Annotated in this window: 8 protein-coding genes; all 8 read left to right on the top strand. The window is 70.9% G+C overall.

The window, feature by feature from the left end; genetic code table 11:
- Positions 1–146: 146 nt before the first annotated feature.
- The 8 genes from WH07_RS10830 (at position 147) to WH07_RS10795 (ending at position 13,955) form a co-directional block, all read left to right on the top strand.
- Entirely contained in the window at positions 147–2,072 is a 1,926-nt protein-coding gene (locus WH07_RS10830) for a TIGR03960 family B12-binding radical SAM protein (protein WP_198533779.1), read from the top strand.
- Positions 2,073–2,338: 266 nt separating this feature from the next.
- Entirely contained in the window at positions 2,339–3,121 is a 783-nt protein-coding gene (locus tag WH07_RS10825) for a TIGR03936 family radical SAM-associated protein (protein WP_046498614.1), read from the top strand.
- A 230-nt stretch (positions 3,122–3,351) separates the two neighbouring features.
- Entirely contained in the window at positions 3,352–7,542 is a 4,191-nt protein-coding gene (locus WH07_RS10820) for an Rne/Rng family ribonuclease (RefSeq protein ID WP_046498611.1), read from the top strand.
- Between the two features lie 288 nt (positions 7,543–7,830).
- Positions 7,831–8,151 carry a 50S ribosomal protein L21 gene (gene rplU, locus WH07_RS10815; RefSeq protein WP_046498608.1) on the top strand — a complete coding sequence of 107 codons (321 nt, stop codon included), beginning with the start codon at positions 7,831–7,833 and terminating at the stop codon, positions 8,149–8,151.
- A gap of 14 nt (positions 8,152–8,165) precedes the next feature.
- Complete coding sequence (rpmA, locus tag WH07_RS10810; protein ID WP_046498605.1) at positions 8,166–8,423, top strand: 50S ribosomal protein L27; 258 nt, start codon at positions 8,166–8,168, stop codon at positions 8,421–8,423.
- A gap of 168 nt (positions 8,424–8,591) precedes the next feature.
- Entirely contained in the window at positions 8,592–10,028 is a 1,437-nt protein-coding gene (gene obgE / locus WH07_RS10805; RefSeq protein ID WP_046498603.1) for a GTPase ObgE, read from the top strand.
- A 269-nt stretch (positions 10,029–10,297) separates the two neighbouring features.
- Positions 10,298–11,806 carry a bifunctional cytidylyltransferase/SDR family oxidoreductase gene (locus tag WH07_RS10800; RefSeq protein WP_046498601.1) on the top strand — a complete coding sequence of 503 codons (1,509 nt, stop codon included), beginning with the start codon at positions 10,298–10,300 and terminating at the stop codon, positions 11,804–11,806.
- 58 nt (positions 11,807–11,864) lie between these two features.
- Complete coding sequence (locus tag WH07_RS10795) at positions 11,865–13,955, top strand: membrane protein (RefSeq protein ID WP_046498599.1); 2,091 nt, start codon at positions 11,865–11,867, stop codon at positions 13,953–13,955.
- Positions 13,956–14,002 lie beyond the last annotated feature (47 nt).

The following is a 14,002-nucleotide window of genomic DNA, read 5'->3' as shown; positions in this document are numbered from 1 at the left end:
GCCCGGCGGGGGGCCGGGCCGGGGCTCGGCGACGGGTCGGGGCCGATGTGGTGCCGGGGTACGCTGGATGGCCAGCGCCGCCGGTCCGCCCGGTCCGGCCGGCTGGTCAACGCACCCGGTCCACCCACCCGGTCCACGAAAGATCTGTGATGCCTGAATCGGTCTTCCCACAGCTCGAAGCCCTGCTCCCGCATGTGCAGAAACCGATCCAATATGTGGGCGGCGAGCTGAACTCCACCGTCAAGGACTGGGACTCCTGCGATGTCCGCTGGGCGCTGATGTACCCGGACGCGTACGAGGTGGGGCTGCCCAACCAGGGCGTCATGATCCTGTACGAGGTACTGAACGAGCGCGAGGGCGTGCTCGCGGAGCGTACGTACAGCGTCTGGCCGGACCTCGAAGCGCTGATGCGCGAGCATCGGGTCCCGCAGTTCACGGTCGACTCGCACCGGCCGGTCTCCGCCTTCGACGTCCTCGGGATGAGCTTCTCCACCGAGCTGGGCTACACGAACATGCTCACCGCCCTGGACCTCGCGGGCATTCCGCTCGCGGCCCGGGACCGTACCGTCGACCACCCCATCGTCCTCGCGGGCGGCCACGCGGCCTTCAACCCCGAGCCGATCGCCGAGTTCATCGACTGCGCGGTCATCGGCGACGGCGAGCAGGCCGTCCTGGAGATCACGGAGATCATCCGTGCCTGGAAGGCCGAGGGCAGGCCCGGCGGGCGCGAGGAGGTCCTGTTCCGGCTCGCGAAGACCGGCGGGGTGTACGTCCCCGGCTTCTACGACGTCGAGTACCTGCCGGACGGCCGGATCGCCCGTGTCGTACCGAACAGGTCGGGCGTGCCGTGGCGGGTGTCCAAGCACACCGTGATGGACCTCGACGAGTGGCCGTACCCGAAGCAGCCGCTCGTACCGCTCGCCGAGACCGTTCATGAGCGGATGTCCGTGGAGATCTTCCGCGGCTGTACGCGCGGCTGCCGCTTCTGCCAGGCCGGCATGATCACGCGTCCGGTGCGCGAGCGTAGCATCACCGGTATCGGCGAGATGGTCGAGAAGGGGCTGAAGGCGACCGGCTTCGAGGAGGTCGGGCTGCTCTCGCTGTCCTCCGCCGACCACAGCGAGATCGGCGACATCGCCAAGGGGCTCGCCGACCGGTACGAGGAGGACAAGATCGGCCTCTCCCTGCCGTCCACCCGTGTCGACGCGTTCAATGTCGACCTGGCCAACGAGCTGACCAGGAACGGCCGCAGGTCCGGGCTGACCTTCGCGCCCGAGGGCGGCTCCGAGCGGATGCGCAAGGTCATCAACAAGATGGTCTCGGAGGAGGACCTGATCCGTACGGTCTCCACGGCGTACGGCAACGGCTGGCGCCAGGTGAAGCTGTACTTCATGTGCGGCCTGCCGACCGAGACCGACGAGGACGTCCTCCAGATCGGCGACATGGCCGTCAAGGTCATCGCCGAGGGCCGCAAGGTCTCCGGGCAGAACGACATCCGCTGCACGGTGTCGATCGGCGGCTTCGTGCCCAAGCCGCACACCCCGTTCCAGTGGGCGCCGCAGCTCAGCGCCGAGGAGACCGACGCGCGTCTGGAGAAGCTCCGGGACAAGATCCGCGGCGACAAGAAGTACGGCCGCTCGATCGGCTTCCGCTACCACGACGGCAAGCCCGGCATCGTCGAGGGCCTGCTTTCGCGCGGCGACCGGCGCGTCGGCGCGGTGATCCGCGCGGTGTACGAGGACGGCGGCCGCTTCGACGGCTGGCGCGAGCACTTCTCGTACGACCGCTGGATGGCCTGCGCGGAGAAGGCCCTGCCGGAGTACGGCGTGGACGTCGCCTGGTACACCACGCGCGAGCGCACCTACGAGGAGGTCCTGCCCTGGGACCACCTGGACTCCGGTCTCGACAAGGACTGGCTCTGGGAGGACTGGCAGGACGCGCTCGACGAGACGGAGGTCGAGGACTGCCGCTGGACGCCGTGCTTCGACTGCGGTGTGTGCCCGCAGATGGACACGCAGATCCAGATCGGCCCGACGGGCAAGAAGCTGCTGCCGCTGACGGTCGTCAAGTAACCGACGGTCGTCACATAGCCGACCGTCGTCACGCTGACGGTCGTCACGTAGTCGTCATCCGTCGGTCGTCATCAGTACGGGGCGGGCAGGGGGGACGAGCCTGGGGAACTCCTGGGGGCCCGTGCGCGTACTCTGGGTAGTACAACGATCGTCCCCTGGGGGATGGCCCCCATGTCCGAGGGCGGCGCGTCACCGCGTACCGCCCGCACCGAGGAGAAGAAGCACTGGGCAAGCGACAGCCCGAAGGTCCGCCGCCCGCACCGGCGGTGCAGCGCATCCGACTGCGCTACACCAAGCGAGGCCGCCTCCGGTTCACCAGCCACCGTGACTTCCAGCGCGCTTTCGAGCGGGCATTGCGCCGCGCCGACGTACCCATGGCGTACTCGGCGGGGTTCACCCCGCATCCGAAGGTGTCGTACGCCAATGCCGCACCCACCGGCACCGGCAGCGAGGCCGAGTTCCTGGAGATCGCCCTGGCGGAGGCCCGTGACCCGGACAGGCTGCGCGAGCTGCTGGACGAGTCGCTGCCGGCCGGGCTCGACATCATCGACGCCGTCGAGGCCCGTACGTCGGGGCTCGCCGACCGGCTGACCGCTTCCGTGTGGGAGCTGCGGCTGGACGGGGTCGAGCCCGAGGCGGCCGAGCGGGCCGTGGCGGCGTTCCTCGCAGCCGGGTCGGTCGAGGTGGAGCGCCGTACGAAGAGCGGTCTGCGGACCTTCGACGCACGGTCCGCCGTGATCGCACTGGAGGCGGGTTGTCCACAGGCCGATAGGCCGGGGGACGCGCCCTGTGCGATACTGCGCCTGGTTGTTCGGCACGCAACACCCGCCGTACGACCCGACGACGTCCTGTCCGGTCTCCGAGCTGTGGCCGACCTGGCGCCGCCGGTCCCCGCTGCGGTGACCAGGCTGGCGCAGGGGCTCTTCGACGAGGAGTCCGGCACGGTGACCGACCCGCTCGCGCCCGACCGCGAGGCAGTGCGGCCCGCCCCATCCGAGGCCGCCGTACTCGCCGCCGCGAAGGCGCCGGAAGGTGCAGGTTCCGCATAGGCGGTCGTTGTAGCGCAGCCCTGGGACTCGGGAGCCACCTGGGTCGGGCAGCGCGATGACCAGAAGACTTTCGCCAGGCCGTGCGTACAGCGCGCAGGGAACCGGCGAGCCAGACATAACAGCTCCCGTGCGGCGCCCGCGCCCCGGACGGCGGCATTCGCGCACTGCGCGGGCCGCGGCCGGACCGGACCAGGCGCGGCGCCCGGGAGCGTGACGGGAGAAACCCCCGCATGCTTGAGCCCATCGAACCCGGGACGCCCGGGGACACCACCGACAACGAACAGACCGAACAGCCGGCGCAGAGCGACCAGAGCGAACAGCCGGTTCAGAACGACACCCCCAGCGACACGCTGCCGCCGCGCCGCAGGCGCCGCGCCGCGTCCCGGCCCGCCGGGCCGCCGGCCGGGGCCGAGGCCGCGGAGGCCGTGACCGCGGCCGAGACGGTCGTGCCGGCCATACCGGCCGCTGAGGCGGCCGAGGCCGTGGAACCCGCTGAGACCGAGGACGCCGAAGAGACCGAGGCGGCTGCCGCTGCCGTCGTCGTCGAGGAGCCCGCGCCGCCGCGGGTGCGCCGTCGTGCGACGCGCAAGGTCACGGCGCCGGCTCCCGAGGTGACCGCGACGGAGAGCACGGAGAGTGCGGGGACGTCTGCCGCGACCGAGCCGGCTGAGACCGCTGAGGCTGCCGCACAGGAGGAGCCCGCCGCGCCGGAGCCCGCCGCGCCGCGTACCCGGCGGCGTGCGACCCGTAAGAGCGCGGCTCCCGAGGTGACCGCCGAGGCCGCTGAGCCGGCCGGGGCCGCTGAGGCCGCTGCCTCGGAGGAGCCCGCCGCCGAGCCGGCGCCCCCCGCCCGTACCAGGCGGCGTGCCACGCGTAAGGCCACCGCGCCCGAGGCCACCGTCACCGAGCCCACCGCCGCCGAGCCCGCTGTCGAGTCCGCCGGGACCGTCGTTCCCGAGGCCGCCGCCGAGCAGGCCGAGGCCGCCGAGGCCGTCAACGAGGAGCCCGCGCCCGTCACCCGTACGCGCCGCCGCGCCCGCAGGGCCACCGCGCCCGCAGGTGCGCCGGGCGCCGAGGTGAGCGCGAGCCAGCAGGGCGAGGGGCTGCCGCAGGACACGGTTGCGCAGATCAGCGCCGACGAGGAGCAGGTCAGGGCCGCCGAGAAGGCCGCGGGCCGTGGCCGTACGCGCCGCAGGGTCATCGCGCCCGAGACCGCCCCCGAGCCCGATCCGGTGACCGCCGTCGCGGCGGTGCAGGAGGCCGAGGCGCCCGAACGCACGCGCCGCCGTGCCGTCCGGCCCGCCGTCGCCGTCTTCCAGGCGCCGGTCTTCACCGAGCCGATGTTCCAGACGCCGGAGACCGCGGCTGCCGCTGCCGCCGCCCGGCCCGCGTACGACGACACGTACGACACCGACCCGGCCGTCGACGACTTCGACGACCGCTACGCCGACGACGCCGACGACCCCGTGCACGAGAGCGCCTCGGCGCCCGAGCCGGCCGCCGCGCCGGAGCCGTCCGGCCGCCGTCGGCGCCGCCGCCGCGGCGAGCACGCCGAGCCCGCCGAGAGCGCGCCGGCCGTGGAGGACACGCTCAGTGAGCAGCCGGACGAGTCCGGCGCCGAGGCGGAGCAGTCCGCCGAAGGCGACGACTCCGACGAGTACGAGGACCGTCCCTCGCGCCGTCGCCGCAGGGGCGGCCGGCGCCGCCGCCGCGGCGAGTCCGCCGAGGCCGACGAGACCACGGACGAGCAGCAGGACGAGCCCGCCGCCGAGGACACGGACCGCGAGAGCGACAACGACGACGAGGAGCACGAGGACGAGGGCGCCGCGGCACCGGAGTCGTCCGGGGGCGGCGGTTCGTCCAGCAGCCGTCGCCGCCGTCGGCGTCGCCGCCGCAGCGGTGACGGCGCGGCCGAGGCCGACACGGGCGGCGACGACCCGGAGCGTACGGTCGTCAAGGTCCGCGAGCCGCGCGAGCGGCGCGGCAAGGACACCGAGGCCGGCTCCGGCGGTGACGAAGTCCAGTCCATCAAGGGCTCGACCCGGCTGGAGGCCAAGAAGCAGCGCCGCCGCGAGGGGCGCGAGCAGGGCCGCCGCAGGGTGCCGATCATCACGGAGGCGGAGTTCCTCGCGCGCCGCGAGGCCGTCGAGCGTGTGATGGTCGTCCGCCAGAGCGGTGAGCGGACCCAGATCGGCGTCCTCGAAGACAATGTGCTCGTCGAGCACTACGTCAACAAGGAGCAGGCCACCAGCTACGTCGGCAATGTGTATCTGGGCAAGGTCCAGAACGTACTGCCGTCCATGGAGGCCGCCTTCGTCGACATCGGCAAGGGGCGCAACGCCGTCCTGTACGCGGGTGAGGTCAACTTCGAGGCGCTCGGCATGGCCAACGGGCCGCGTCGGATCGAGAGCGCCCTCAAGTCCGGACAGTCCGTACTCGTCCAGGTGACGAAGGACCCCATCGGGCACAAGGGCGCCCGGCTCACCAGCCAGGTGTCGCTGCCCGGCCGCTATCTGGTCTATGTGCCCGAGGGCTCGATGACCGGCATCAGCCGCAAGCTGCCCGACACCGAGCGGGCGCGGCTGAAGACCATCCTCAAGAAGATCGTCCCCGAGGACGCGGGCGTCATCGTCCGTACGGCCGCCGAGGGCGCCAGCGAGGACGAGCTGCGCCGCGACGTCGAACGGCTCCAGGGGCAGTGGGAGGACATCAGGAAGAAGGCGAAGAGCGGCAACGCGCCGACCCTTCTCTACGGTGAGCCCGACATGACCGTCCGGGTCGTCCGCGACATCTTCAACGAGGACTTCACGAAGGTCATCGTGAGCGGCGACGAGGCGTGGCGGACCATCCACGGCTATGTCACGCATGTCGCGCCGGACCTGTCCGACCGGCTGTCGCGCTGGACGAGCGAGGTCGACGTCTTCGCGACGTACCGGATCGACGAGCAGCTCATGAAGGCGCTGGACCGCAAGGTCTGGCTGCCCAGCGGCGGCTCGCTGGTGATCGACAAGACCGAGGCCATGGTCGTGGTCGACGTCAACACCGGGAAGTTCACCGGGCAGGGCGGCAATCTCGAGGAGACCGTCACCAGGAACAACCTGGAGGCGGCCGAGGAGATCGTGCGCCAGCTCCGGCTGCGCGACCTCGGCGGGATCGTCGTCATCGACTTCATCGACATGGTGCTGGAGTCCAATCGGGATCTGGTGCTGCGGCGGCTGCTGGAGTGCCTGGGCCGTGACCGTACGAAGCACCAGGTCGCCGAGGTCACCTCGCTGGGCCTGGTGCAGATGACCCGGAAGCGGGTCGGGCAGGGGCTGCTGGAGTCCTTCTCCGAGACCTGTGTCCACTGCAACGGCCGCGGTGTGATCGTGCACATGGAACAGCCGACGGCGGCCGGTGGCGGCGGGAACGGCAAGCGGTCCAAGAAGCGCGGTCGCGGCGGAGCCGGTGCGGACCACGAGCACGACCATGAGCACGAGCCCGTGGAGATCGTGGCGGAGACCGGGACCGAGCAGGAGAGCGAGGCCGAGGTAGCGGCGGAGGTGGCGGCTCCGGCCGCGCTGGCCGAGCCCGCCTTCGCTCCGGACGAGGAGCTGTACAGCAGCGTCGCCGAGGCGGAGGCGGCGGTACGGGGCCGTTCGCGGCGCCGGGCCACCCGTAAGGCGACCGCTCCGGCCGGCGTGCCCAAGGCCGTGGAGCCGGAGACGCCTGTCGAGGTCGAGGCCGCTCTGTCCGCACCGGAGGCCGAGCCCGAGGCGCTGGTGGAAGCGGCGGAGGTCCCCAAGGCCCGTACGCGCCGCCGGGCCACGCGCAAGGCGACGGCTCCGGCCGGTTCGCCGAAGGCCGTGGACGCGGCGGCGGTGGCCGAGGTGGTGCTGCCCGCGCCCGAGTCCGTACCCGCGCCGGCCGGTCCTGAGCTGGTGTCCGAGCTGGTGGCCGCCGAGGCGGCCGGGGCCGGGGCGCCCGTGGCCGTCGCCGAGGAGGCGCCGGTCGTGGCTCCGCCGCGGGCGCGGCGCCGGGTGACCCGCAAGGTCACCGCACCGGCGGGACCGCCGTCGGGCGGGGAGGACGGAGCGGTCGTGGTGGTGGCCTCGGCCGCGTCGGGCGCCACGTCCGCGGGATCCGACGAGGTCGCCGGCACGTCCGACGAGGCCGCCGGGACGTCGTCCGTGGCGGAGCCTCAGGACGCGGGTGCCCAGGACGCCCCGGAAGAGGCGTCCGCACCGGCCAAGAAGACGGCACGCAAGACCGCCGCCAAGAAGGCCACCACGAAGAAGGCCGCCGCCAAGAAGACGACGGCCAAGAAGGCCGCGGCGAAGAAGACGACGGTCAAGAAGACGGCCGCGAAGTCGGCGGCCAAGAAGACCGCGGCGGCGGAGCAGCAGACGCCCTCGGGCGTCAGCGCCACCACGGAGGACTGAGGCCCCGGACGCGTCCCGGATCTGTCCGGGACGCCGTACGGAGGTGTGCTCGACGTCGGACGGGACGGCCCATACGGCCGTCCCGTCCGGTGCGAGGAGGCTGGTTTGACCCTCCCGAGGGCGGGCCCGTAGTCTGAACCTTCGGCGTGCTCCTGTGCGCGCCCACTCCTGAGCACCCACCTCCCGGACTCCGGGGGAGGCCGCTCGTCCTGTCAGGACCGCCATGGGCCCCGGCCCGTGTGGGCGGCTGGCATCAGGGGTTCCGTTCCGAGCGAGAGTGAGATCCGCGTGTACGCCATCGTGCGCAGCGGTGGCCGCCAGCACAAGGTTGCTGTCGGCGACATCGTTGAGGTTGACAAGATTTCCACCGCCAAGGTCGGCGACACGGTGGAGCTCAGGACCCTGCTCGTGGTCGACGGCGACGCCGTGACCAGCGACCCGTGGGTGCTGGACGGCATCAAGGTCACGGCCGAGGTCGTGGACCACCACAAGGGCGCGAAGATCGACATCCTGCGCTACAAGAACAAGACCGGCTACCGCCGTCGCCAGGGTCACCGTCAGCAGTACACGGCGATCAAGGTCACCGGTATCCCCGCGGCCGCGAAGTAAGGGACTGAGGAGACATGGCACACAAGAAGGGCGCATCGTCCACCCGGAACGGGCGCGACTCGAACGCTCAGCGGCTCGGCGTGAAGCGCTTCGGCGGTCAGGTCGTCAACGCCGGTGAGATCATCGTCCGCCAGCGCGGCACCCACTTCCACCCGGGCTCCGGCGTCGGCCGTGGCGGCGACGACACGCTGTTCGCGCTGAACGCGGGCGTGGTGGAGTTCGGCACCAGCCGTGGCCGCAAGGTTGTGAACATCGTTCCGGTCGCCGCGTAATCCGGCAGCCGTAGAGCGGTTCTCCTCTGCTCGGCAGAGCTGTTCGGCAGCACTGCGCGGCGGAGCGTTTCACCTCGCGAGGGCGGACCTCACTTCCCGGCCGGGAAGCGGGTCCGCCCTTCGCATGTTGCACGCGTCAGAGATGTACGTACGTACGGGAGGCACCCCATGACCACCTTCGTGGACCGCGTCGAGCTGCATGTGGCCGCGGGTAACGGAGGCCACGGCTGCGCCTCCGTACACCGGGAGAAGTTCAAGCCGCTCGGCGGCCCGGACGGCGGGAACGGCGGGCACGGCGGTGATGTGATCCTGGTCGTCGACCAGTCCGTCACGACCCTGCTGGACTACCACCACTCGCCGCACCGCAAGGCCACCAACGGCAAGCCCGGCGAGGGCGGCAACCGCTCGGGCAAGGACGGCCAGGACCTGGTCCTGCCGGTGCCCGACGGTACGGTCGTCCTCGACCGGCAGGGCAATGTCCTCGCCGACCTGGTCGGGCAGGGCACCACCTATGTCGCCGCCGAGGGCGGCCGTGGCGGGCTCGGCAACGCCGCGCTGGCCTCGGCCCGGCGCAAGGCCCCCGGTTTCGCGCTGCTCGGCGAGCCCGGCACGGCGGGCGAGGTCGTGCTGGAGCTGAAGACGGTCGCCGATGTGGCGCTCGTCGGCTATCCGAGCGCCGGCAAGTCCTCGCTGATCTCGGTGCTCTCCGCCGCCAAGCCGAAGATCGCGGACTATCCGTTCACCACGCTCGTGCCCAACCTGGGCGTGGTCACGGCCGGTTCGACCGTCTACACCATCGCGGACGTCCCGGGGCTGATCCCGGGCGCCAGCCAGGGGCGTGGTCTGGGGCTGGAGTTCCTGCGCCATGTCGAGCGCTGCTCGGTGCTCGTCCATGTGCTGGACACGGCGACGCTGGAGTCCGACCGCGACCCGGTCACCGACCTCGACGTGATCGAGGAGGAGCTGACGCAGTACGGGGGTCTGGGCGGCCGGCCGAGGGTCGTCGTCCTCAACAAGGTGGACATCCCGGACGGCCGGGACCTGGCCGAGATGATCAGGCCCGAGCTCGAACAGCGCGGCTACCGGGTCTTCGAGGTGTCGGCGGTGGCCCATTCGGGGCTCAGGGAGCTGTCGTTCGCGCTCGCCGAGATCGTCGCGCAGGCGCGCGCCGAGAAGCCGAAGGAAGAGGCGACCCGGATCGTCATCCGGCCGAAGGCCGTCGACGACGCGGGGTTCACCGTCACCTTGGAGGACGACGGGATCTACCGGGTGCGCGGCGAGAAGCCCGAGCGCTGGGTGCGCCAGACCGACTTCAACAACGACGAGGCCGTCGGCTATCTCGCGGACCGGCTCAACCGGCTCGGGGTCGAGGACGCGCTGATGAAGGCTGGTGCGAAGGCGGGCGACGGGGTGGCCATCGGGGCGGAGGACAACGCGGTCGTCTTCGACTGGGAGCCGACGATGATGGCGGGCGCGGAGATGCTCGGACGGCGTGGCGAGGACCACCGTCTTGAGGCGCCGAGGCCGGCCGCGCAGCGGCGCAGGGACCGGGACGCGGAGCGGGACGAGGCGCAGCGGGAGTACGACGCGTTCCATCCCTTCTAAGGCGCGCACCCCTCCCGGGCCACGCTTCGCGTACCGGGCGTACACCTTACGTTCACCGGACCCGGCCGGTTGTCGGGTTTGTCCTCAATCGCCGGACGGGCTTGAATAACCCGTCCGGCAATTCGGTGCACGCAGAGTGGTGTACTAGTGTTCCCAGGTGAATCAGGGGTTGCGTGCCGATGTCGCTGGGCTGTGGTCCACCTTGCGAGAGGATTGCCGCGGGTGGGACCATCGCCTCATCCTCTGAGCCCGCAAGGTAGGTCAGTTCTGTGTCTGCAACTCCCGCGTCGCCCGCGAAGCCCCGTACCACCGCCGTCGTCCTGGCGGGCGGCACCGGTCAGCGAGTGGGCCTGTCGATCCCGAAGCAGTTGCTGAAGATCGCGGGGAAGGCGGTCATCGAGCACACACTGTCGGTGTTCGAGCGGAGCGACTCGATCGACGATGTCATCGTGCTGATGGCTCCCGGCTATGTGCCGGACGTGGAGAAGATCGTCGCCAAGGCCGGTCTCGCCAAGGTCAGCAGGATCATCGAGGGCGGCTCGACACGGAACGAGACCACCGAGCGCGCCATCGCGGCCCTCAGCGAGGGTCTGGCGGACGGCGAGGACCGCAATGTCCTCTTCCACGACGCCGTGCGCCCGCTGCTCTCGCAGCATGTGATCAAGGACTGTGTGGAGGCGCTGGAGCGCTACCAGGCCGTGGATGTGGCGATCCCGTCCGCGGACACGATCATCGTGACCCGTACGCACGGCGAGGACGGCGAGTTCATCACGGACGTCCCCGACCGGTCCCGGCTGCGGCGCGGCCAGACCCCGCAGGCGTTCAAGCTCTCCACCATCCGCAGGGCGTACGAGATCGCCGCCGGTGACCCCAACTTCCAGGCGACCGACGACTGTTCGGTGGTGCTGAGGTATCTGCCGGACGTGCCGATCCATGTGGTGGCGGGCGACGAGTTCAATATGAAGGTGACGCAGCCGGTCGATGTCTTCATCGCCGACAAGCTCTTCCAGCTCGCCTCCGCCACCGCCCCGCAGCAGTCCTCGGACGACTCCTACCGGGAGCTGCTGACCGGCAGGACCGTGGTCGTGTTCGGCGGCTCGTACGGCATCGGTGCGGACATCGCGCAGCTCGCGCAGGACTTCGGCGCGGCGGTCTACGCGCTGGGGCGCTCCACGACCGGTACGCATGTCGAGAACCCGGAACATGTCGACGACGCGCTCTCCCGCGCCTATGCCGAGACCGGCCGTATCGACTACGTGATCAACACCGCGGGCGTGCTCCGTATCGGCAAGCTGGCCGAGACGGACAACACCACCATTCAGGAAGCGCTGAACGTCAACTATCTGGCACCGGTGCAGATCGCCCGCGCCTCGTACAAATACCTTGCCGAGACCAAGGGCCAGCTCCTGCTCTACACCTCCAGCAGCTATACGCGCGGGCGCGCCGAATACAGCCTCTACTCGTCGACGAAGGCGGCCATGGTGAATCTCACCCAGGCGCTCTCCGACGAATGGGCGGCCGACGGGATCCGGGTCAATTGCGTGAATCCCGAGCGCACGGCCACCCCGATGCGCACCAGGGCGTTCGGCCAGGAGCCCGAGGGATCGTTGCTCTCCTCCGAGGCCGTCGCCAGGACCTCGCTCGATGTGCTGCTGTCCGAGCTGACCGGCCATGTCATCGACGTACGGCAGCAGGACCCGACCCGGGGCGCCTCCGAGGCGTCCGATTTCGAGCAGGCGCTCGCCGCCGTACTGGACCGCCAGGAAGATGTGAAATAATCCCCGTTTTCCCGTTTATCCATTTGCTCGTTCTTCCGCGGTCTGGAGCAGGTTTTCCGTGATTTCGACAGCCATTCGCCTGGCCCGTGTGGGCAGCGGGGCAGAGCTGGCAGCCGCACTTCTGCTGGGAATCTCCTTCCCGTGCGTGATGGTCGCCGCGATACTTCCCCAACTCTGGTTCTTCGCGGCGGCCGCCGCTGTGACCTATCTCGCGGACACCTTTCTGCACCGGCGCGGCAGCTATCTGGTGAACCGGCTCGCCAAGGTGCGCGCCGGTCTGTCGATCCGCTTTCTGATCCGGCAGATGCTGCTGGTGCTGCTGGTCGCGCGCTCGGGGCTCGGCGAGGACCGGATCTTCTATGTGACCGTGGTCGCCGTGCTGGCGTTCTACGGGCTCCAGGCCCCGCACGGCGCGATCGTCACCCTGCTCAGGCTGCGCCGGAAGCTGCCCGTGGTCACCCGCAACATCGACCTGGGCGCGCTGCGGATCCCCGACGCACCGCCGCGCTGGCTGCTCAACCGCTCCGCCGAGAAGATGCTCCATCTGGACGTCTTCGCCATGGTGGGGGTGCTGGTGACGCTGGAGACCCGGGACAACCTGTACGGCTTCGTGGGTCTCGGTCTGTCGGTGGTGCTGGCCGCGGGCTATGTCATGGGACTGCTGCCGTATCTGCGCCCGAGCCGGCTCGTACCGCCCGCCGAGAAGGTGCTCAAGGCGGTGGACGGCTGGCTGGCCGACTACCGGCCGACCGTGATGCTGTACTTCTCCGGCTCCAAGGAGTCCGCGTACCAGGTCAACATGTGGCTGGAGACGATGGGCGAGCTGGAGGGGCGGCCGCTGATCGTGCTGCGTGAGCGGGTCATAGCGCAGCAGCTCGGGCCGACGGCCGTGCCGGTGCTGTGTGTGCCCGGCGGGGTGCATCTGATGAACCTGGACCTGTCGACCGTACGGGTCGCGCTGTACGCGGCGAATGTCGGCAAGAACATCCATATGCTGCGCGTCCCGACCATGCGGCATGTCTTCATCGGGCACGGCGACAGCGACAAGCTCGCCAGCGTCAACCCGTTCAGCAAGGCGTACGACGAGGTGTGGACCGCGGGCCGGGCCGGGCGCGACCGGTACGCGCTGGCGGACGTCGGGGTGCGGGACGAGGACATCGTCGAGGTGGGCCGTCCGCAGCTCGCCCCGATCCGCCCGGCGGGCGGCACCGGGACCGGCGCCGGCGGCGGCGTTTCGACGAACCCGATTCCGACCGTGCTCTACGCCCCCACCTGGGAGGGCTGGGACGACAGCCCCGGCAACACCTCGCTGGTGGCGGCCGGCGAGAACATCGTCAAGGCGCTGCTGACCGCGGAGCCACCCGTTCGGGTGCTCTACAAACCGCACCCCTTCACCGGGACCCGCAGCCCCAAGGCGAAGGCCGCGCACGAGCGGATCGTCGCGCTGGTGGAGAAGGCCGCCGCCGAGCGTGCCACCGACGCCCGCTGGGCCGAGCGGGCCGCCGAGCTCCGCGCCGACCGCACGGCGGCGCGGGCGGAGCTGACCCGTATCGAGGCGCGGCTGACCGCGCTGTCCGCGGTCGCCGACGCGAGCCGGGACGAGGCGGAGGAGTCGCGCGACGCCAAGGCCGACCCGGCGCGGCTGGCCGAGCTGACCCGGCTGCGGGACGAGTGGAACGGCGCGTACTGGCGTTCCTTCGGCTGGTGGGAGCACCGTGTCATCGGCGGCTCCGAGCCCCGGCTCTACGACTGCTTCAACGAGTCGGACGCGATGGTCTCCGACATCTCCAGCGTGGTGTCGGACTTCATCGCGAGCGGCAAGCCGTACGCGGTGACCGACTCGGCGGGTCTGGGCGCCGAGGAGTTCAAGCGGCAGAACACCGCGGTGCGGGCGGCCGTGATCCTCTCCAACAGCGCCGCGGAACTGGGCCAGTTGCTCGCCGCGGTGGCCGATCCGGCGGCCGACCGGCTGGCGGCCGACCGCCGCGAGCTGAAGCGCTATCTGCTCGGCCCCGACGAGCCCTCGTCGATCGAGCGCTTCAACGCGGCGGCACGCGCGCTGGCGGCGAAGGCGCAGGCACGCAACACGGGAGTCGAACAGCGGATGGCGGGGCCGGAAGAGGCCGCGACACCGGCCGTACGGGGCTAACCCCCCGGCCATACACGGCAGATGGGGCTCCGGAACATGGCCCCGGC

It is taken from the genome of Streptomyces odonnellii, assembly GCF_000981895.1.
GTDB lineage: Bacteria > Actinomycetota > Actinomycetes > Streptomycetales > Streptomycetaceae > Streptomyces > Streptomyces odonnellii.
Note: the sequence above shows the minus strand (reverse complement) of the source record. Positions and strands in the feature narration are given on the sequence as shown.